17 protein-coding genes and 1 pseudogene are annotated in these 21,651 nt (G+C 42.5%); 8 read left to right on the top strand and 10 right to left on the bottom strand.

Features of this window, described 5'->3' with window-relative positions:
- Positions 1-53 precede the first annotated feature (53 nt).
- Complete coding sequence (locus tag HWQ42_RS17820) at positions 54-524, top strand: MgtC/SapB family protein (RefSeq protein WP_292741053.1); 471 nt, start codon at positions 54-56, stop codon at positions 522-524.
- A 208-nt stretch (positions 525-732) separates the two neighbouring features.
- Here HWQ42_RS17820 and recF read toward each other — a convergent pair whose 3' ends face one another.
- Together recF and HWQ42_RS17810 are read right to left on the bottom strand one after the other, a co-directional pair.
- A complete protein-coding gene (recF, locus tag HWQ42_RS17815; protein WP_292814518.1) occupies positions 733-1,854 on the bottom strand; it encodes a DNA replication/repair protein RecF in 1,122 nt (373 codons plus the stop codon).
- Between the two features lie 156 nt (positions 1,855-2,010).
- Positions 2,011-4,869: a cation-translocating P-type ATPase gene (locus HWQ42_RS17810; protein ID WP_292814515.1), complete on the bottom strand. Its 2,859-nt coding sequence runs from the start codon at positions 4,867-4,869 to the stop codon at positions 2,011-2,013.
- A gap of 438 nt (positions 4,870-5,307) precedes the next feature.
- Here HWQ42_RS17810 and HWQ42_RS17805 point away from each other — a divergent pair, with 438 nt between their 5' ends.
- Positions 5,308-6,978, top strand: a complete 1,671-nt coding sequence (locus HWQ42_RS17805; RefSeq protein WP_292814512.1) for a transglutaminase family protein — start codon at positions 5,308-5,310, stop codon at positions 6,976-6,978.
- Between the two features lie 87 nt (positions 6,979-7,065).
- Here the strand turns inward: HWQ42_RS17805 and HWQ42_RS17800 are convergent, their stop codons facing one another.
- The 5 genes from HWQ42_RS17800 to HWQ42_RS17780 form a co-directional block, all read right to left on the bottom strand.
- Positions 7,066-7,518: a hypothetical protein gene (locus HWQ42_RS17800; RefSeq protein ID WP_292814510.1), complete on the bottom strand. Its 453-nt coding sequence runs from the start codon at positions 7,516-7,518 to the stop codon at positions 7,066-7,068.
- Complete coding sequence (locus HWQ42_RS17795) at positions 7,493-7,762, bottom strand: hypothetical protein (protein ID WP_292814507.1); 270 nt, start codon at positions 7,760-7,762, stop codon at positions 7,493-7,495. The genes HWQ42_RS17800 and HWQ42_RS17795 overlap by 26 nt, the downstream gene beginning before the upstream one ends.
- A gap of 94 nt (positions 7,763-7,856) precedes the next feature.
- On the bottom strand, positions 7,857-8,528 hold the full coding sequence (locus HWQ42_RS17790) for a hypothetical protein (protein ID WP_292814504.1): 672 nt from the start codon (positions 8,526-8,528) through the stop codon (positions 7,857-7,859).
- Between the two features lie 64 nt (positions 8,529-8,592).
- Positions 8,593-9,312 carry a hypothetical protein gene (locus tag HWQ42_RS17785; protein ID WP_292814503.1) on the bottom strand — a complete coding sequence of 240 codons (720 nt, stop codon included), beginning with the start codon at positions 9,310-9,312 and terminating at the stop codon, positions 8,593-8,595.
- A gap of 97 nt (positions 9,313-9,409) precedes the next feature.
- The gene (locus HWQ42_RS17780) at positions 9,410-10,273 is read right to left on the bottom strand and encodes a PD-(D/E)XK nuclease family protein (protein ID WP_292814500.1); all 864 of its coding nucleotides are present in this window, start codon (positions 10,271-10,273) and stop codon (positions 9,410-9,412) included.
- A 146-nt stretch (positions 10,274-10,419) separates the two neighbouring features.
- On the opposite strand from HWQ42_RS17780, the gene HWQ42_RS17775 reads away from it, so the two are divergent.
- The 4 genes from HWQ42_RS17775 to HWQ42_RS17760 all read left to right on the top strand — a co-directional run bounded on the left by HWQ42_RS17775 (position 10,420) and on the right by HWQ42_RS17760 (position 12,844).
- Positions 10,420-11,844 (top strand): phosphoglucomutase/phosphomannomutase family protein, encoded by a 1,425-nt coding sequence (locus HWQ42_RS17775; RefSeq protein ID WP_292741042.1) that lies wholly within the window; start codon positions 10,420-10,422, stop codon positions 11,842-11,844.
- A gap of 138 nt (positions 11,845-11,982) precedes the next feature.
- Positions 11,983-12,261, top strand: a complete 279-nt coding sequence (locus tag HWQ42_RS17770) for a LapA family protein (protein WP_292741040.1) — start codon at positions 11,983-11,985, stop codon at positions 12,259-12,261.
- 82 nt (positions 12,262-12,343) lie between these two features.
- Complete coding sequence (locus HWQ42_RS17765) at positions 12,344-12,502, top strand: hypothetical protein (protein ID WP_292814498.1); 159 nt, start codon at positions 12,344-12,346, stop codon at positions 12,500-12,502.
- 192 nt (positions 12,503-12,694) lie between these two features.
- Positions 12,695-12,844 (top strand): hypothetical protein, encoded by a 150-nt coding sequence (locus tag HWQ42_RS17760; RefSeq protein WP_292814495.1) that lies wholly within the window; start codon positions 12,695-12,697, stop codon positions 12,842-12,844.
- A gap of 109 nt (positions 12,845-12,953) precedes the next feature.
- Here the strand turns inward: HWQ42_RS17760 and HWQ42_RS17755 are convergent, their stop codons facing one another.
- Positions 12,954-13,676, bottom strand: a complete 723-nt coding sequence (locus HWQ42_RS17755; RefSeq protein WP_292814492.1) for a Uma2 family endonuclease — start codon at positions 13,674-13,676, stop codon at positions 12,954-12,956.
- 401 nt (positions 13,677-14,077) lie between these two features.
- Here HWQ42_RS17755 and HWQ42_RS17750 point away from each other — a divergent pair, with 401 nt between their 5' ends.
- Together HWQ42_RS17750 and HWQ42_RS17745 are read left to right on the top strand one after the other, a co-directional pair.
- Positions 14,078-16,678: an ATP-binding protein gene (locus HWQ42_RS17750; protein WP_292814489.1), complete on the top strand. Its 2,601-nt coding sequence runs from the start codon at positions 14,078-14,080 to the stop codon at positions 16,676-16,678.
- Between the two features lie 15 nt (positions 16,679-16,693).
- Positions 16,694-16,963: pseudogene (locus tag HWQ42_RS17745) on the top strand (hypothetical protein); the annotation flags it as partial.
- A 166-nt stretch (positions 16,964-17,129) separates the two neighbouring features.
- Here HWQ42_RS17745 and HWQ42_RS17740 read toward each other — a convergent pair.
- Together HWQ42_RS17740 and HWQ42_RS17735 are read right to left on the bottom strand one after the other, a co-directional pair.
- The gene (locus HWQ42_RS17740) at positions 17,130-18,707 is read right to left on the bottom strand and encodes an NAD(P)H-quinone oxidoreductase subunit 4 (protein WP_292741148.1); all 1,578 of its coding nucleotides are present in this window, start codon (positions 18,705-18,707) and stop codon (positions 17,130-17,132) included.
- Positions 18,708-19,258: 551 nt separating this feature from the next.
- On the bottom strand, positions 19,259-21,256 hold the full coding sequence (locus tag HWQ42_RS17735; protein WP_292814486.1) for an MASE1 domain-containing protein: 1,998 nt from the start codon (positions 21,254-21,256) through the stop codon (positions 19,259-19,261).
- Between the last annotated feature and the right edge of the window lie 395 nt (positions 21,257-21,651).

Below are 21,651 nucleotides of genomic sequence, written 5' to 3'. Positions count from 1 at the left end.
TTTTTACTCCAGCTTTTTATTATCCCATGTTATTTATATTAAGGATGAGTCTATTGTCAAACACTTACTACCTTGCAACTAATGATTGGCTGAATATCAGCTTCCGGCTATGTGTTGCATTGCTTATTGGAGCAATCATCGGCTTAGAACGCCAAATTAGGCACAAACCAGCTGGTTTAAGAACTCACATGCTGGTGAGTTTAGGTTCAGCCTTATTTACCTTGATAATCATGCAAACAGGAGGACTGCAAGCTAGTCCTGATGCACTTAGCCGTGTGATTCAAGGGATTGCCGCTGGTGTAGGATTTCTCGGTGCTGGAGAAATTGTGCGCCAATCTTCCCAAGAGTCACAGCAACTTGAAATTCACGGACTCACCTCAGCAGCGGCTATTTGGGTTTCGTCTGCATTGGGAATTGCTGCTGGCTGTGGTTTATGGCAGTTAGGATTAATCAGTGCTATGCTAACTTTTTTGGTTCTCAATGTTTTTAAAAGGTTTGAAAAACATCATAAAAAATCAGAGTAGAGGCATACAGATGGACGCTATAAATCCCCGGATGAAAATGTCTTAGGACTTACGCACACTCTACGAATTCTTCTCTTCGAGACGCTTGGCGATGGCGTCTTCTCTGCGAGACGCTGCGCGTTGGCGGAAGCCTCTCGTAGAGATGGCGGTTCGATAAATTAAGGTTTTTGGTGATTTTTGCGTAAGTCATGTGTCTTTAAATAAATTTTTAATTTTTAATTGTTAATTCTCCTGCTTTCACCAAAATAATTTGGGAGGACTTCAACCATTGGGAATCAAAAGAACCCAAGTGAGTGGTAGTAATCAGGGTTTGAAAGCGGTCTTGAATGGCATCAAGTAATTGATTTTGGCGGGATAAATCTAGTTCGGCAAGAACATCATCAAGTAATAGTAATGGTGGTTCTTTGACAACCTCTTCAATTAATTGTAATTCGGCTAATTTTAAAGCTAGAACCAGCGTTCGTTGTTGACCTTGAGAACCATATTGGCGAGCGGGTGTCTGGTTAATAGTTAATTCTATTTCGTCTCGATGCGGGCCGACAAGAGTCGTGCCTTGGTGCATTTCAGCAACCGCTCGTTGCTGAATTTTTGCTAAAAAAGCTTGCTGTACTTCTTCTGGCTGCTTATCCTCTAAAGGAATATTTGGTATGTACTTGATTTGTAGAACTTCTGTACTGCCGCTAATACTGCCGTGCCAGGTGGTAGCAATGGGAGCTAATCTTTGGATAGCACGATCGCGTCGTCTAATTACTCTGGTTCCTGTGGTCGCTAACTGTGCATCCCACACCGCTAGTTCTGATTGCTCTGTATCCAGTGCTGAGTCTTGAGTTTTTTTTAAAAAGGCATTGCGCTGGCGTAACACATGGTTATACTGCTGCAAAATGTGAGCATAAACTGGTTCCAGTTGAATTAATAGTGTATCTAACCAGTTGCGGCGACCTTCCGGGCCGCCGCGTACTAGTTCTAAATCTAAACTGGAAAATTGGACTGCATTGAGAACGCCGAGAAAATCCATTTGACGGCGGATAGATTCGCCATTGAGAGCAACGCTACGGCGACCATTGCGGCGCAGGGTTAAGGTCAGGTCACTAACACCTGTTTGTCGTTCAAGGGTGGCATCAATTTGGGCTATGGCTTCCCCTTCTTGAACTAAATCGCGATCGCGGGTCATGCGGTGCGATCGCAATGTCGCCAGCAACTCCACCGCCTCCAATAAATTCGACTTTCCCTGAGCATTATTACCTACCAAAATTGTTTTGGCAGCAGTAAACTCAACCTTTTGGTCTTGATAATTGCGAAATTGTCGGAGGTTTAGAGTTTTTAGGTACATAGTGATAATTGGGCATGGGGCATTGGGGATTGGGCATTGGAGAGGAGGGAGACAAAGAAGAAGCAGGGGAGCAGGGGAGAAATTGCAGTAAGTTTTTCCCCTCTGCCCCTCCGCCTCTTATGCGCTATGCCCTATGCCCCATGCCCTATGCCCCATTTACACAGCCTTCTTGCCCACAATCCGCAAAAATATCTTCTCCGCTTCAATCCAGACGAACATTAAGGCGCTGAAGCCAATACAAACCCCCAATTCTTGCATATTCAGGTAATGAGTACCAAAGAAATCTCGCAGGGGTGGGACATAAACTAGCATCAACTGCAAAATCGTGGTGACGACAACAGCCGCTAGTACAAATATATTGGAGAAGGGATTCATCTCAATGGTCAGTCGGTTGTTGGAGCGAATAGCGATCGCATGACCCATTTGGGCAATACACAAGGTAGTAAATACCATTGTTTTCCAAGTTTCGGGATTTCCCTGATACCCAGCAGCATGGGTATGTTGATAAGCCCACCACATCAAGGCAATGGTAATAATGGCAAATATGATGCCAATGCGAATCATATAAGAACCCAATCCCCTAGCGAAGATACTTTCGCGGGGACTAAAAGGCGGACGTTGCATGACATCCGGTTCTGGAGGTTCCACAGCTAATGCTAAGGCTGGTAAACCGTCTGTCACCAAGTTCATCCACAAAATTTGTAAAGGAGTCAGGGGAACGCCTCCCAAACCAATTAAGGGTGCGGCTGCAATTGTCAGAACTTCGCCAATGTTACTGCCGAGGATGTATTTAATAAAGCGGCGGATGTTGGTGTAAACAACTCTACCCTCTTTAGTGGCGCTGACAATGGTGGCAAAGTTGTCATCAAGTAACACCATGTCACTGGCTTCTTTACTGACATCAGTGCCAGTAATGCCCATTGCGATACCGATGTCAGCTTGTTTGAGGGCTGGAGCATCGTTTACACCATCACCTGTCATCGCCACAAATCGACCCCGGCGTTGCAGCGCTTGGACAATTCGCAGTTTGTGTTCTGGGGAAACTCTGGCATAGATGCTCACCAGGTCAACGTTTTGCTCTAATTCCTGGTCAGTCATCCGTTGCAATTCTTGACCTGTGAGAACGCGATCGCCTTCTTGGGCAATTCCCAAATCGGTAGCGATCGCTCGTGCTGTTAATTGGTGGTCGCCAGTAATCATCACTGGGCGAATACCTGCTTCTCGGCATTCTTGCACAGCTGCCCTGACTTCGGGGCGTGGCGCATCTAGCATTCCCACCAATCCCAGCCATACTAAGCCTTGCTCGGATGTCTCGTCCGAACCTTCCGGTGGAATTTCTAACAAAGGTTTGTAGGCAAAACCTAGCACCCGTAGACCTTTACTCGCCATCAGGTCATTTTCTGCCAAAATTTTCTGGCGTTGTTCTTCAGTTAAAGTAGCAGTGTCATTACCCAAATGAATTTGAGTACAACGTGCCAAGGTTAACTCTGGAGAACCTTTAGTAAACATTAAGTAAGGTTCAGATTGGAGAAAACCGGCGATCGCCGGGTCAACACCTCTCGAAGATGCTTCACCTGTGGCGACTCCCTCCACCTGAGAAATCACGCTCATCCGCTTCCGTTCCGAGGAAAAGGGGAACTCCGCAACACGAGGTAACTTACTGTTCCACTGGTCTTTTTCGATTCCGGCTTTTCCCGCCAGTGTTAACAATGCTCCCTCTGTCGGATCTCCCAAAATCGCCCATTCACCTTGTTCTTTTTGCAATACTGAATCATTACAAACAGCACAGGCTACTGATAACGCGGAAATTTCTGGAGACTCCTCTAGGGAAATTTTTTGACCATTTAACTGAAAGTCTCCCGTAGGAGCATAACCTTCGCCAGTGATGCGAAAAGTTTTGTTATTGGTGGAAATCGATTGCACCACCATTTTATTTTGAGTCAGGGTGCCGGTCTTATCAGAACAGATGGTCGTTACAGAACCCAACGTTTCCACTGCTGGCAATTTGCGAATCAAGGCATTTTGGCGCACCATTCGCTGGGTTCCCAGTGCCAATGTAACGGTAATTACAGCTGGTAAACCTTCTGGTACGACAGCAACCGCCATACTCAAGGAAACTTCCAAGAGTTCTTGGATGTTGCTAAAACCTCTGTCTTTGATGACACCGCCAACGACGACAATCGCCACCAGAATTAAAGAACCCGTAACTAGGACATTACCCAGTTGAGTCATCCGTTGTTGTAAAGGCGTAGGTTCACTTTCCACCGCCTGTAACATGGTGGCAATTTTGCCTAGTTCTGTAGTCATGCCGGTGTTCGTCACCAGAACCTTGCCGCGTCCTTGGACTACTTCAGTTCCTTGAAAGACGACATTGAGGCGATCGCCTAATGATGTTTCCTCCGGCAATTTTAGTGATGCCTGTTTATTCACCGCTTCGGCTTCACCAGTTAATGCCGACTCCCGCACTTGTAAATTAGACTGTTCGATCAAGCGTCCATCTGCGGCTATCTGCATCCCAGCTTCCAGCAGCATTACATCCCCCGGAACTAGTTCCTTGGCTGCTATCTCCACCAGTCTAGTGTCGCGGATGACTCGCACTAAAGGAGAGGTCATTTTTTTCAAGGCTGCCAAGGCTTTTTCGGCACGACTTTCTTGGACGTAGCCGAGTATGCCATTGAGGATGACAATTGCTAAAATCGCGATTGTATCTTTAAATGGCACTTCACCGGGCTTCAAGCTGCCCGATCGCAAAGCCATCAGGTCTAAAAACCCAGAAATCAGAGCCACACCAATCAGCATCAACAACATAATGTTCTTGAACTGATCCAACAGAATTTCCCAAGCACTACGGCCAGCAATTTCTTCAAGTTCGTTGGGGCCGTATTTTTGCAATCTCTGTTGAATTTCTTGGGGTGTTAAGCCACTGTCTGCATTACTATCAAGCAGGTCTAGCGCTTTATCAACTTCTAAACTATGCCAAACGGCGGCACCTTCAGGCAGAGAATTAGCAGACATCGTGTAGGTCACAGCAAATGGTTACAAAATTCGATCATAATTTAGTGATGGCAGGAATTCCATCTTCTAAAGTTACATTAAGGCGATCGCCCAGTTGTATGAGTGTATATGTAATTCTTAACATTTGTAAATTCCTCCCGTTTTGACATAGTATTATTTCTCACGAAAGAGTTTATCGGAACACATTGTACCGATAATTATTAGTACCCCGCTGTAAACGTGGCGATCGAGAACCACTAATTGATGTACTTGGTAAGAGCAACGCCCATTGTGGGTAGTCTTTTAACTCAGCACTCTTCATCCACCCCGATCGGGGGAGCCATTGCTCGATTAGGATTTTCCATATCCAGCAATTGGTGTGACGGCGGTAAAACCGCTTGAGTCATGTTTCCTCTCCTACCTAAAGGTGAGGGTTTTTTACACTTACCACAAGGTTTTATGAGTTTTGCACTCCCCACTTTGACCGTTAGCCAGATGTTTGGGCAAAAAACAATTCGACCGCTTACTGCTGCTGCGCTGTGTGGCATTACTTTCATCAAAGATAGACTGATTGCTATTGACAGTATCAAAGGGCATCTACTAGAGATCGATCCCACTTCTGACAACAGCAAAATTATCAATTCCCATCAAGTTGAAGAATTTACCGATGTCACTGGTTTAGCGGCGTGGGATGATACCCTCTGGGTGAGCCGAGAAAATAGTGTTTACTCGTGCAAGCTCGATGCTTTGGGTCTAGAACATTTTGTAACATTGCCTTATCCGGCTGATGGCGTTGCTGTTTGGGAAACAACAGTTTATGTCAGTTGCCAAAGGCTGGGCTACATTCTGGTTTTTGACCGCGAAACGCGAAAAGAGATTACCAGATTCTATGCCCCTGGAGTTGGGATAGAGAATTTGGCAGTCAACCAAGAAATGCTATGGATTTGCGATCGCACCGAACAATCAGTTTACGCGATGGACAGAGCCACGGGAGAGTTGCAATTCAGCGTTCTGACACCCTTTGAATGTCCTACAGGCATAGCAATCCATAAAAATGCCGAAACAGGCAAAGAAAGTATTTACGTCGCCTACGCCTCAGAGGAGCCTTATATCCGGGATAACCCGAATGCCGATCCAAGTCATGAGCTAACATTCCGCGATCGCACTTTTATTCATCCTCTGTATTATCATTACCAACCAGATAAGCGTTACGCCCTCTCTAATGGCTATCTGATTGAAATGTCTTATGCTGAGGAAATTGCACCCCTAGACGAGGTTTATTTACCCGATGTCGAATGGCGCATCGCCCTACCATCGGAGACTGAGCGTCAAAAGGTGAAACACGTTGAACCCATTGGTATACCCTTCACCGAACAAGTGATAGAAGGGCAACGTGTAGCAGTCTTTAAATTTGATTCTCTTGCCCCAGGTGAACGGCATATATTTGGCTGGAAAGCACTTTTGGAAGTTCGAGGGATTAAATATCGAATTACACCCAGAGATGTAGAAGACGTTCCTGAACTTTCCCCAGAATTACAAACACGCTACCTAGTGGATGACGACGATTTAGCAATGGATACTACCATTGTTCGCCGTGCCGCCAGAGAAGCGATTGGTTCTGAAACCAATGTGCTGCGGAAAATGCACAGCATCCGCAACTACGTTTATGATGAGTTATCCTACGGTATTAAACCTTACATTGATACACCAGATACAGTTTTAGAGCGGGGTGTTGGTTCTTGTGGCGAATATGTCGGCGTTTTACTTGCCCTATCCCGTTTAAATGGCATCCCCTGCCGCACCGTAGGCAGGTACAAATGTCCTCCCCATAGTGACTTAGTAGGAGTGCCGCTACAACCCGACTTTAATCATGTTTGGCTAGAATTCTACGTCCCAAATTTTGGTTGGTTGCCAATGGAATCAAATCCTGATGATATAGGTGAAGGTGGCCCTTATCCGACGCGCTTTTTTATGGGCTTATGCTGGTATCACATTGAAATTGGTAAAGGTATCACCTTTGAAACGGTGACAAGTCAAGGTGAACGGCTAACCAAAGAAGATATCCCCATCGGTGATTTGGCGATAAATCATATTCGGTTCACAATTCTTAAAGAATTACCGGACTTTTGAAGTAGGGCATTAGGAATTGGGGAAAGACCATGAGAAAGTGAGTAGGGTGTGTTATGCCGTAGGCTAACGCACCTTAATACTGTCTGCTTAACTATTATTTTCGTCTACTTCTAAGCTCTTATTCTCATTCAAGTATTGTTCAAACAATTCAAAAAATTTCTGTAGTGCCTCATGCCCGTCTACAGAATAGAAAAGAATTATTTTAGACCATGACTGACCTGAGTTAATTCCATATTTCTCTTCAATCCATGATTGAAAACCTTCAAATTCTCTTTCTGGCTCAGTTGGAGGTACGCCAACTTCTCTTCGAGCCAGACTATATCCTCGCAAACGCATATCTAGTTCAGTGATTGGACTAGCTCCTAAATACATTCCTGGTCTTTTCTTTATAGCGCCTAGAATCTCCTTGTAAATATCAAACCGAGGAAACATCAAATCCTGACGAAGCCTTAAAACGTCTTCACTTCCTTGAATTTGTGAATCATTTTTCTGTTTTATAAATTTTTCAAATAGTTCAAAAAAAAAAACTATAGAAAGCATTTCTGTCACTACCACAGGAAAATATAAGTATTCCAGCCCAAGATTGAGTCAAATTAGTTTTTGCTCTTTCTTGTATCCATTCTTGAAATCCTTCCATTGGGTCGCCTTCAGGAGTTAATCCTAAGTCACTTAGTTGACCTAAATACCCACTTACAAAGAAATCAAGACAAGTAATTGATGGCTTATCTATGTACATAACGGGATTTTCTTTAATCTTTTGGAGAAGCGTAGAAAGATTCATCATATTGATTACTCCAATTTAATTTAAGGACTAGAGTGTATTATGCCGTAAGCTAATGCACTTTAATACTCCCTCATTAACCACTAATTTCGTCTACTTATAAACTCTTATTCCTATTCAAGTATTCTTCAAAGAATTCAAAAAACTTCTGTAGTGCATTATGTTCATCTACAGAATAGAAAAGAATTATTTTAGACCATGACTGACCTGAGTTAATTCCATATTTCTCTTCAATCCATGATTGAAAACCTTCAAATTCTCTTTCTGGCTCAGTTGGAGGTACGCCAACTTCTCTTCGAGCCAGACTATATCCTCGCAAACGCATATCTAGTTCAGTGATTGGACTAGCTCCTAAATACATTCCTGGTCTTTTCTTTATAGCGCCTAGAATCTCCTTGTAAATATCAAACCGAGGAAACATCAAATCCTGACGAAGCCTTAAAATGTCTTCATTTTTTTGCATATTTGAATTGGTTTTCTGCTTTTTGAACTTTTCAAATAATTCAAAAAAACTATAGAAAGCATCTCTTTCACTACTAGAAATAAACAGAATTATCTCAACCCAAGATTGAGTTGTATTAATTTTTTCTCTTTCTTGCATCCATTCATTAAATCCTTCCAGTGGGTCGCCTTCAGGAGTTAATCCTAAATTACTTAGTTGACTTAAATACCCCCAGACAAAGGAACGAAGGCAAGTAATTGATGGCTTATCTATGTACATGACGGGATTTTCTTTAATCTTTTGGAGAAGCGTAAAAAGCTCTTTCATGCTAGCAACCTCTAATTTGGTGAAGATTTAGTAATTGAACAACTACATCGTGCTTTTATTAAGGTCAATCTTTTCTATCACGAGGGGACGAATTATTTGGCACTGTATCAGCACGAACCACATCGCTAATCCATTCTCCCTCAACATTATTGTTAGAATAATTTGCATAATCATCCCATGTCATGGTGTCGCCAGTTGAGTATTCATAAACGACTCCACGAGTTTGATTATTACCATCTCCATCATTTAAACGAATCCAGGTTACATAATCACCAGATGGAGGATAACCACCACCAAATTCAATACCTGGAGGTTGAGCTAAACTTCTAATTGCCCCTGGAGCAGGTCGCCAACTTCGAAAATGATGAGTTACAAATTTGTCAGGAGAACCAGACTTCCTGTAATGTACTGTTTGGTGAAATTTGTAATTATAAAGAACTGAAGATTGACCTTGTGGCCCACAAACTAAATTAAGTGGATAAAAAGAACAATATCTCTCCAGAGCTTTATTTGGAACCTGCTCATTTTGAGCTTTAGTTGTACTGCTAATTGCAGCCTTAGCAGTAGGAGCCAATTCCGACCCAGCAGCAGCACATTCAGGTTGAACAGCACAAGCGTCTAGAGACGACAGCAATGCATAAACAGTTTGAGGTAAAATCCCCTTAAATATTAGAACTAAAATAAATGTCGAAATTCCTACTAATCTAAATACAGATTTATTTGCGGTTAATCGCACTAGTCTTAACTCCTTACAACCAAAGAGAAAAATCGATGTATCTGACATCTAGGTTGTCTGATAGGAGAAGAGAATCAGTCCAGTAAAAATACGAGTATTTAGTAGATTTTTTTGAAAATTGAACCAAGGTAAATAACTAAACTAATTAACTATTAACTCTTAAACTTCTTAAACTGGGCAGTGGATATGATTGATGCTGCTTAAAATCGGCAAACTCACAGATAGAATTGAATGGGCAAAAGCGGCAGTGGGAGCCAGGATTAGGAGGGAATATTTTACTGAAATTACTAGTTTCTTCCTGATATTTTTGCAAATCGTGCTGATGTTTATGAGCAATATTCGCTAACTCAAATTTTAAGGATTCTAATTCACTATTATTAATACTAATTAACTCTGACTTTTTACATATTTCTAAATTATAAAATGATGCAACAGCTTCTCGTCCAGGGTAAAGATAACGAGCAGCTAATAAGTAAACTAATGCCTGTCGTTTGTCAAAAGCCGATTTACCAGTTTTGAAATCCAAAATATGTAAAGTGCTATCAGACTCAATAAAAACGCAGTCCATAGCCGCGTATAAGCGAAAGCAATAATCTTCTTGCTCAACTACTATCGGTTTGGGAAAGCCTTCATCACCCGGAGTTAATTGGATAATATCTTTATCCAAAAGCAACGGCGAATCGTGATATTTTTGCAAAATTTGCAGCACGCGTTGCTGGACTTGAACGCTTGAGTTGCCTAATTTTAGTAGCTGGGCAACTCTTTCTACACCATCTGCTTGCTTCAACAGATGCGTGTGATGATGAAACTCGTAAACGCCTTTTTGAGCTAGTATGCCAATCCGCTGGGGCGCGGTGGCTTGCGTTAAAAGCGCTTTGACTTGTGGTTCGTGTTGCCGTGCTTTGATAAACCCCCGTCTCATCTGGCAATGCCAGCGTTCTTGCCCAGTCGCTGGGGCAACTAGAGACCAAAGGTGATAACTGGCAAAAGGTCGATCGGGGGTTGACATTGCTCAGAAACAGTGAGAGAAAATACGGTGGGGAGAAGTTTAAGCTAAGGCTTGCTTAGAAAAGAACTTCGGAGGATAGTTGCTGCTACACACGCTTTGCGGGAAGCTTTTATAGTACTGATAATGTACCGGAGCAAGTGGCAAAAATGTCTAGCAAGATAAAATTTGGTACCGATGGATGGCGAGGGATTATTGCCGATGACTTTACTTTCCCCAATGTGAGAAAAGTAACAAGGGCAATCGCCACTTACTTAGAAACAGCCTACACAAAAGATAGACCAGTACTTATTGCCTACGATACTCGCTTTTTAGCTGACCAGTTTGCCCAAACAGCGGCCCAAGTATTAGCAGACTTGGGTTGGACTGTGAAAATTACCGATCGGGATTGCCCTACACCAGTAATTGCCTACAATGCCCGTCATCTAAATTCTGCTGGGGCGTTAATGTTTACTGCTAGTCATAATCCAGCACCTTACTGTGGAATTAAATATATACCCGATTATGCTGGGCCTGCCACTCCAGAGATTACTGATACTATTGTGGCAAATATAGAAGGTGCATCGGATGAGTTGCCTGGGAGCAACCCATCAGGTTCAATTTCAATTTTCGATCCGAAACCAGATTACCTGAAATTTATCTACACTCTACTTGATGTAGAAAAGATCAGAAGCGCTAATTTAAAGGTAAAGTACGATGCTTTGTATTCTACCTCTCGCGGCTATTTAGATGAAGTTTTGCAACATAGTGGCGTTCAATTAGAAAGTTTCCACGATTGGAGAGATGTTTTATTTGGGGGTGGAATGCCAGAACCCAAAGGAGAACAGTTAGTTGAGTTAGTGGAAGCAGTAGTTCGCGATCAAGCTGATTTGGGCTTGGCAACGGATGGAGATAGCGATCGCTTTGGTATCGTTGATGAACAAGGAAACGTCCTCACTCCGAATACTGTGCTGCTACTTCTAGCACGTCATTTAATCAAAAACAAAGGTAAAACCGGCGCTATAGTCCGCACTGTCGCTACAACCCACCTGCTAGATAATTTCGCTGCTAAAAATGGGCTGCAAATTTACGAAACAGCAGTTGGTTTTAAATACATCGGTGAAAAAATGCGGGAAACTGCCGTATTAATTGGTGGAGAGGAATCAGGTGGTTTGAGTATTATTGGGCATATTCCCGAAAAAGACGGAGTATTAGCCGATATGCTGGTGGCAGAAGCGATCGCCTACGAGGGCAAACCGCTAAGTCAACTTGTTAAAGAAGCGATCGCTGAAGCCGATGGCCCACTTTACAACAACCGCCTAGACTTGCACCTCACAGAGGCGCACAAAACCGCTGTCATCGATTCCTTTACTAAAAATCCACCTACAGAGGTAGCAGGAATTAAAGTCAAGGAAGTGGGGCGTAAAGACGGTATTAAGCTGTATTTAGAAGAAGGTAGCTGGGTTTTACTGCGTCCCTCCGGTACAGAACCACTGGTGCGCGTCTACCTAGAAACCAACACTCCCGAAAAACTCACCCAAATCGCCCAAGAGTTAGAGAGTGCTATTGCTAAACTAGAGGCAGTAGCAGTTTAATCTGTCAGAGTTAGGAATTAAAAGTTAAGAGTTATGAATTAGGAGTTAAGAGTTGTAAATTAACAATTCTTAACTCCTCGTTTCTAATTTCGAGCAAAATATAACTCCTAACTTCTAACTCCTCATTTCGATCAAAGTATGAAAACTCTTGCTCCTTTTTTGACATCTCTAGTTGTAGCAGTTTGGGTAATTGCGATCGCAATTATTTCAGTCCAAAATGCCACACCCGTATCGTTAAAATTCTTAACATTCCAATCGATTCAGATACCAATGGGTTTAGTGCTAGCTTTTAGTGCCGTTATCGGATTAATTGGCATGGCGCTGCTGCAACCTCTGTGGGGACTTGCTGGTATTGGGCAGGGTAATTCTCGATTGGAAGACGATGCGGAATTTTTTGTTGACGATGAAGACTTTTGAGGTTTGAAAAAACACACAGAAGTAAGCCAGTTAAGTACTCTTGATCTGCTTGTATGCACATTCGTGCATACAATAGATTTAGATGGCGTATCAGTGGGATAGGGATAAGGCAGCAGGTGGAGGAAATTACCAAACTTTGATTAACGATGCCTTGCGTAAGTACATTCAGCAGTGTCGTGAACCGTTAGAAGATACATTAAGGCGAGTATTGCGAGAGGAACTTGAGCGCATTGGAAAATAAGGATATTTTGGCTTGCCTAAGCTATGCGGCTGATCGATAAAGGCTATGAGCGCAACTTATAAAGCAGATTTTAATTTGTGGATTGAACAGACAGCCCAACTATTGCGATCGCACTCCACTTGACACTAGAATAATCAGTCGCAATCTTGTAGAGATGATTGGCGATGAAAATTAAAGCAGTTGATTTTCCCGGTGTCACTGGTAGAGTCCATGAAGTTTGAGTGGGATGAGCGTAAAAACCAAAGCAACATCACAAAGCATGGTTTCGACTTTGCTGATGCTTTCCGATCGCAATTATCCAAAGTTCATATAACAGCACCTAAATTAGCAGTTTTGGGTTAGTTGTAGCTTCAGGTAATCAATGAAATCCAGAATTTCTGTATCAGTGAGTCGTAGACGCGTAGGCGTAGCCCGTCGTAGACATAGCTTGCCATGACAAAATCTGGTAAATCTATGACAAAGTTTCTGGATCAACACCAAGCATCTTCAACCTTTCCAGCAACATTTTCACTTGTTGTTCTGCTTCTACACGTCGCTGTTCTTCAAAAGTTGTGCGTTCTTCAGCTTCCCTGATGCGTTCTTCTGGTGTCAGCAATTTTTGCCCTTCCTCGTCATACCAGTACAGCCACTCCCGCACTATACCTTGATAAATTCCCCGTTCTCGCCCAATTCCTAAACCAATCTCTGGTAGCCAAACAGGATTTCCTGACATTAAAATATATTCTCCATCAACTAGGCGATACACCTCCAAAGGCGACTTTTTACGCCGAAGGGGACTATACACAACGTAGTACAAAATTCCTAATTTTTTGGCATAAAATTCTTTCTTGGTGCTATATTCTTCCCGATATATTTGGGAAACAACTTCTAGCGCTAAAATTGGCAGTTTCTTTTCTTCCCACAGCACATAACTTAGTCGCAAATCCTCATCAATGAAGCGTTTAACTCCTAAGCTGAGAAAACCATCAGGGACAATGGCTGGTCTGTCAGGGTCATAATAAATACCCATCTCAACACCAAAAAACCAATCCCATCGATCGCACCAAACCAAAGCTAGTATCGTTTTTAGCAAGCCGGGAATTAAATTTTGGAGTTCATTATCCACAGGGGTGTCATTAGAGTCCGGTAGTTCTTCGGAAGATGGCAAACAATGGAGCGGATTGTAGTTTAACATGAGCGGTTTTGCCAAATCTGATTTTAGATAGATTGTACGTAATCTATTGATATGCGATCGCATAGCAAGAATGAAAAGCCATTTTTAGCAATCGCCTTGTGTCTCTCTTCTCAGTAATTAAATATTTACAAGTGTAAAATTAATACATTAAATTCGTGTATTTTCGGTACTGACTACCAGAGTGTCTAACTGACAATAGCAAAAAAGGGTGGAATATTGCTCAACTAGAACATTCCAGAAGTCACAAAGTATTCAATTTCATGGTTAATTTAGTAGCTGGGCTGATTACCTATACCTACCAAGAGAAAAAATCTTCTCTCAACCTGGACTCAGAAAATGTGGCGCAGCTGGAACTTAGCTAATTTTTAGCCCAATTTTTGAGTTTTACCTAAGTATCTGATATGTCACCACAGATCCATTCACAAGTTTTAATCAAAAACTTCCTAACGGTTTTTTTGCCATTGTCAGCTTTAGTTGGGGTTGTTATTGGGACTATCTATTACCAACAGGTACAAACCGAGCAAGTTCTGCTCAAAACAAATGAACTCCGTAAGGTAGATTTAGAAACTAAAGTCATCAGCGGAGACTTTCACTCGGTTGTCTCAGATTTGATGGTTCTCTCTAAACAAAACGAGCTACAAAAAATTTTAGAGGGACTGGATAAACAACAACAGGCACTTTCCCAAGAATTTTTATTATTTTCTCAATATAAAAAACTTTACGACCAAATCCGCTTTTTGGATCAATCAGGTAAGGAAGTTGTCAGAGTCAACTTTAACCAAGGTGAGCCAGAGATTGTCCCTGAAGAAAAACTGCAAGTTCAAGCCAAGCGTTACTGGTTTAATGACACTTTGCGGTTAAACCAAGGACAAGTATTTGTCTCTCCCCTTGACCTCAACATCGAACGAGGTCAGGTTGAACAACCCTTGAAGCCAATTATCCGCTTTGGCACTCCCATTTTTGATAGCCGTGGGCAGAAACGAGGCGTTGTAGTGCTAAATTATTTCGGCGCAAAACTGCTAGACAATTTTAATCAAACTTTTGCTAACGCCTCTAGTCAGGGAATGCTACTGAATGCCGATGGCTACTGGTTAAAAGGGGCGAAGCCTGAAGATGAATGGGGATTTATGTTTCCCGCTCGCAAAAACCGCACTTTTGGCACAGCTTTTCCTCAAGCATGGCAGCAGATTTCTCAACAAGAATCGGGACAATTCCAAACTGCTGAGGGAATGTTCACTTTTACCACAGTTTGCCCACTTGTCGAAGGGCAAAAATCTAGTACGGGAGCAGGACAAGCTTTTGCGCCAAGCCAAAATCAAATTGATCCTAAATCCTATCACTGGAAGATTGTCTCGCGGGTATCGCCAGAGACGTTGACAACCAAATTAAACCGATTTTTGAGTCAATTGTTATTGCTATACGCTGGGTTAATAGGACTAATTGGCATTGGTTCTTGGCTACTAGCAAGAGCTAGTGTAAATCGTCAGATGGTGCAGTTAGAGTTAAGGCAGTCTGAAGTCCAATTGCGAGAGCTAGTTGAGCGGGAGAAAATTCTTAAAACTCGTCTATCTAGTCAAATTCGCAACTCGCTGGATCTAAATACGATTTTGAGTACAGTAGTGGTTGAAGTTCGGGAACTGCTACAGATTGATCGATGCCAGTTTTTTTGGTGTCATCAAGAAGATGAATCTACTAGCTTTGAATTGAGTCAGCAAGCTTGCGCTCCCGATTTAACAGAACCTTTAGGCTGTTCTCCTATCCAGAATGTGGAAGCGCTGAGTGAGGCTGTTATGCAAGGGAATTTGCTTTGCTTTGATGACATTTCAACAGATTCGTGGCTTGATTTCAAGAGTCGGAATTTACTGGTGACATTGGGCTTTAAGTCGCTACTAACAGTTTCAATTCAAACTCAGTCGGATCGCTTGGGTGTGATTGTCTGCGAACATAGTAGAGAGCTTCGCCCTTGGAGTGATGATGAGGTGGAAATCATTCGAGGTGTGGCTGACCAGTTAGCGATCGCTATTGACCAAGCGCAATTGTATAATCAAAGCCGCGCTGCTACTGCTACTGCCACTACTCAGGCAGAACAACTCAACCAAGTTTTGCACAATCTCAAAGAAACTCAATCTCAACTAATTCAAACTGAAAAAATGTCGAGTTTAGGTCAATTAGTCGCTGGGGTAGCTCATGAAATCAATAATCCAGTTAACTTCATCTACGGCAACCTGACCCATGTAAATGAATATATGCTGGGCTTATTGAAACTGGTAGAACTCTATCAAAAAACTAATGCTAGTCCAACACATGAGATACAAGTCCACATAGAAGCAATCGACCTTGACTTTATGATTGAGGATCTACCTAAAATCCTAACTTCAATGGAAATGGGAGCTAATCGCATTCGTGAAATAGTTCTATCCTTGCGGAATTTTTCTCGACTTGACGAAGCAGATATGAAACCTGTCAATATTCATGAAGGTATTGATAGCACACTACTGATTTTACAAAATCGCTTCAAACAAACGTCTGGAAATACCGCAATTGAAATACTAAAGGAATATGGTGATATCCCTTTAGTAGAGTGCTATGCCGGACAACTCAATCAGGTGTTTATGAATCTGATCGGTAATGCCATTGATGCCCTGGATAGTTATAACAGTAAGCGAACTCTTGAGGAAATAGAAGCTAAACCCAGCCAGATTGTAATTCGTACTGAGTTACGCAACTTGGATCGTATAACTGTGCAAATTGCAGATAATGGACCTGGTATGACCGAAGTCATTAAGCAACGATTATTTGATCCTTTCTTTACCACAAAAGCCGCAGGTAAAGGCACTGGATTAGGATTAGCAATTAGCGCTCAAATTGTCACAGAAAAACACAACGGAGCTATTTGGTGTATTTCCGAACCAGGACAGGGAGCAGAGTTTTGGGTAGAGATTCCGATTAATCAAAGTTCTAAACTAGGGACTGCAAGTACTGCGACTCTATCCAGAATTTGATGCTATTCTGGTCAAATGAAAAATGACATAACTAATATTAGCGATGTCTACGACGGGCTACGCCTACGCGCTGATTTTAATAGCCCTTGGAAAGAAATAATAGAAGCCTATTTTCCCCAAGCCATGCATTTCTTTTTTCCAGAAACTTCTGCATTAATTGATTGAGAACCTCCATACGAGTTTCTAGATAAAGAATTTCAGCAAATAGCTATTGAAGCTGAACAGGGTAAGAGATATGCCGATCAACTAGTCAAAGTTTGGCAAACCCAAGGGGAAGAACTTTTTGTAATAAATATATCTACTCACTTACCCTATACAGGATTTTTGAACTCACCTCTATGATTTGTTTTTTACTTTAATAAATCAAACTTTACAAGTGAGTAACAAAAAGGGCAGGTACAAAACCCGCCCTCAAAGTAATCAATATTTAAACTAAACTAGCGATCGCAACTTAATTACCAATTTCCGGCGCACTCAAAGAAACCTTTAGTGTTTCGTCTTTTTGCTGTGCTAATGTCGGCACGGAATCACGCAATCTTGCGGTCAATTGTACAGTTGTAGCGTCGTACATCTGAGTCAGCAATTTTGGATAGAAACCAATACCAATAATTGGAATTAACAAACAGGCAATGATAAATACTTCACGGGGTTCGGCATCTATCAAAGCTTGGTGAGAAACTAATTCCTCGTTCTCTTTACCGTAGAAAATTTCTCGCAACATCGACAGCAGATAAATCGGAGTTAAAATCACTCCCACTGCCATCAAGAACACCACGATCACTTTGAAGGTAGAGCTATAAGCATCGCTAGTAGCAAAGCCCACAAATACCATCAATTCTGCCACGAAACCGCTCATCCCTGGCAATGCCAAAGAAGCCATTGAACAGGTGGTGAACATGGCGAAAATTTTCGGCATTCTCTTAGCGACACCGCCCATTTCATCCAACATCAGGGTGTGGGTGCGATCGTAAGTTGCCCCTACAAGGAAGAACAAACTCGCCCCAATTAACCCGTGGGAAACCATTTGCAATACTGCCCCACTCAATCCCAAATCGGTGAAGGAGGCAATACCAATCATCACAAAGCCCATGTGAGAAATTGAGGAGTAGGCAATTTTTCGCTTTAGGTTTCGCTGGGCAAAGGATGTCAAGGCAGCGTAGATGATATTAACTACCCCCAAAACCACCAACACTGGTGCAAAATAAGCGTGGGCATCGGGGAGCATTTGAGCATTCATCCGAACTAAGGCGTAACCGCCCATTTTCAGCAGAATACCTGCTAATAACATGTGTACTGGGGCTGTAGCTTCACCGTGGGCATCAGGTAGCCAGGTGTGCAAGGGAATAATCGGCAACTTGACGGCGTAAGCAATCAGGAAGCCAGCATAAAGGGCAAGTTGGAAATTCAGAGCGAAATCTTTTAAGGCGATCGCTCTCATGTCGAATGTCACCGTATCGCCGTAAAATCCCATTGTCAGGGCAGACAGCAAAATAAACAGCGAACCGCCAGCGGTGTATAAAATAAATTTGGTCGCTGCATATTGCCGCCTTTTGCCTCCCCAAATCGACAGCAGAAAGTATATCGGCACCAGTTCCAGTTCCCACACCAGGAAAAATAACAGCATATCCTGGACAGCGAACACGGCAATCTGACCGCCATACATTGCCAAAATCAAGAAGTAAAATAGCTTGGGCTTGAAGGTGACAGGCCAAGCTGCTAAAATCGCCAGCGTGGTAATGAATCCAGTCAAAATAATTAGGGGCATGGACAAGCCATCAGCCCCTACTGACCAATTCAAACCCAATTGTGGTACCCAAGGGTAACTTTCCACCAACTGCAAATTTGGATTGGAGAAATCATACCCAGTATAAAAAGCGTAAACAATTAGTGCAAAATCTATCAGCCCTACGACGAGGGAGTACCAGCGCACTGTTTTGCCTTCTTTGTCAGGGATGATGGGAAGAAGTAGCGACGCGGCTATTGGCAACAGAATAATCGTCGTCAGCCACGGGAAATTAGCTGTATTCATCACAATTTGTCTGCTATCAAAATCATGTTTGGCAAAAAGTCACTAGTTATTAAGTAACAGCTTTTTGGGGATTTCGTCTTCCTCGTTAGGTTGATTTAATTAAATTGGCAATCCCCTATTTTTCCTCTTGGGAGTCTTTTTTGACCATTGTGGGTGCGGAATGTGCGTTGTGATACTCTTAGTCAAGTCAAAAATTTACCCTAAAAAAGCCGCTAGACTAGAATTTTACGATGCGATCGCGTAGCCCAACCCATCGCTAAAAATACATGATGCTGTTTGGTGGTTATTGAAAAAAGCGATTTGGTGCAAAAAAAGCATGACATAAAAAATAACCCCTATGATAATCGCACAAATTGAAAGTCAGATTCGTTATGTCATACCTGAATGTGTCTTCGTTCTACTGCTATAAAATAAATTGACTTTTTCACGCTTAACAATTAGCTCTAACGGACTGCGAAACCGAAGACGCAGGTTATTGAATTGTTTGATAGAAAATTTTTCCATTCAAACCCAAGGGGCGATTAAAAAACTGGTTAAGACATAAATTGTGCTTACTTAACCAATCCTCTAGCTTTTACAGGAATCTCAATCACAAACTTTGTGCCTTCCCCCAGTGTGGATTCACACCAAAGATTACCGCCATGCTTATCAGTCACAATTTGATAACTCATAAATAAACCCAAGCCAGTGCCTTTGCCAACGGGCTTGGTGGTGAAGAAAGGATCAAACAGTTTAGAGCGAATCTCTTCTGGAATGCCTATTCCATTGTCAGAAATCATAATCATCACTTGGCTTGTATCGATTTGATGAGTTTGAATCCAGATGGTATTGAGGTTGGCTGAAATGTCTTGGAACGAACGCCCCTGATTAGATTCTTCTAATGCATCGATAGCATTGCTCAAAAGATTCATAAACACTTGATTAAGGGAGCCAGCATCACATTCAATCAGTGGTAATTGACCATACTCTTTAATAAGCTGGATCTGGGGGCGATCGGCTGTCGATTGCAATCGATGTTGAAAAATTACCAAGGTACTATCAATGCCTTGATGAATGTCTACCGCTTTCAATCCTGCTTCATCCAAGCGTGAGAAGTTACGCAGTGATAACACAATAGTAGAGATGCGCTCGGTACCGATTTGCATGGACTGAAGAATCTTGGTAACATCTTCTTTTAAAAAATCCAGTTCAAGTTTATCCAATTCTGCGTGCAGGGCAATAGGTGGATTTGGATATTGCTGTTGGTAAGCTTCCAATGCTCTCAGCAGACCTTGGATATACTCAGAAAGATAAATTAAGTTGCCATCAATGAAACTAACAGGATTATTAATTTCATGGGCAACCCCTGCCACCATCTGTCCCAATGCAGACATTTTTTCACTGTGAAGCATCTGTAATTGGGTCTGTTTAAGCGTTTGTAGGGTTTGCTTCAGAGCCGTATTCTTTTCATTCAATTCTTCAGTCCTCTGTTGAACTCGAGCTTCCAGAGTTTCATTAGTTCTGGCTAATTCGGCAAAAGCTAAACGCAGCTTGGTTTGTGCTTGTGTTCGTTCTGTGATCGTCGCTGTCAGCACAAGAATGGTGAGTGTAATCACGCCAATAAACGATTGCAGTTGGATCAAAGATTGGTTGAGATCCTCAGTCACAAAACCACCTTTGCCATTGACGGTTGCAATCACAGCGATCGCAGCCACAATAAAAGTTAACAGCGTTGCACCCGGTTGCCCCAGTCGAAAGGCAGACCAGATCAACATCGGAATTAACATATACTCCAGGTGATATCCCTTACCAAAAGCAACTTTGCCGATGAAAATGACCAACCCGATCAGGATAACTGGCTCTACTACGCTGAACCAGAATCTTAAACGGTGTGAGTTTGCTCTTGAGTGTCGAATATCAGAGAGATTTTCACAATCCTCTGATGTTGAACTGAGGGATAACCATTGCCAGATTGGATGTTGTTTTTTTTGAATAAATTGCCCCCAACTAAGCAGAATCGGGGTGACGATAAAAATTCCCGAAACATTAGAAATCCACCAGGTAAACCAAACTGTCCCATAAGCTGTCCAGGGAACTTTACCACTCAAGGCCAAGCAAGCCACTCCAACAGTTGCATTGATGCTCGGCCCCACCATGCCGGTTAAGATCAAAAATTTGAACACGTCGCTGACACGTTCTAAGGGATAGTGAAGGCTGCTAGTTTTCCGCAGCAGAAACCCACCCAACATAGTCCCCAGGGTTGTTCCGATCGCAATTCCCAAAACTGGCAGCGTTGAAATCACTAAGGATAAGAAATTTGTTGGATCTCGGAACGCCCAGAAATTGGCGAGAAATGAACCCAACAAAACACCGTACCCGATCCAGTTACCAAACAACAGAACAGCCCCAGCAGCAATTCCATCCGGGGGCCAAACTGGAGTCACATCCTGAGGTGTGGAGGCAAGATGACGTGAAATTTCAGCCATTTCATAGTAGGCGATCGCCAAAACAACGGTGCCTCCGATTTGTCTTAGGGAATGAGGGAATATAGGGGATTTTTGTTGAATCATCCGTTGTTTTAGCTGCTTGATATCAAGGTTGCTTGTCTTTACATAGAATGCCCTTTTCTCTTAGAGGTTGTTTGAAAAGTCTAATTTATTACTTACCGGGCGACTAGAAGTCGCGGCTATACAGACAAAACCTGCGGAGGCAGGTTAAAAACCCTTGATTTTGATTAGTCCATACCAATCAAGTTTGAGATTTTCCTGCTAAACACCAATTATCTAGCTGGTATTTTATTTTTACGCAAGCCCCAACGCTCTTTTTTTTTACTCCAGTCAGTTTTTTTTGCTGCATCTTCTAGCGTTGGTTTTAATTTTTCTGTCAAAATAATCGCAAAGCTTGCACCTTGGTTGAGTCGATGGGGGATATTATTCCCCGCACCTCTCAGTTAAATCTGGGCGTG

This window comes from Nostoc sp. JL23, from assembly GCF_017115065.1.
Classification (GTDB): domain Bacteria; phylum Cyanobacteriota; class Cyanobacteriia; order Cyanobacteriales; family Nostocaceae; genus Nostoc; species Nostoc punctiforme_A.
This window is presented reverse-complemented; position numbering and strand designations above follow the sequence as displayed.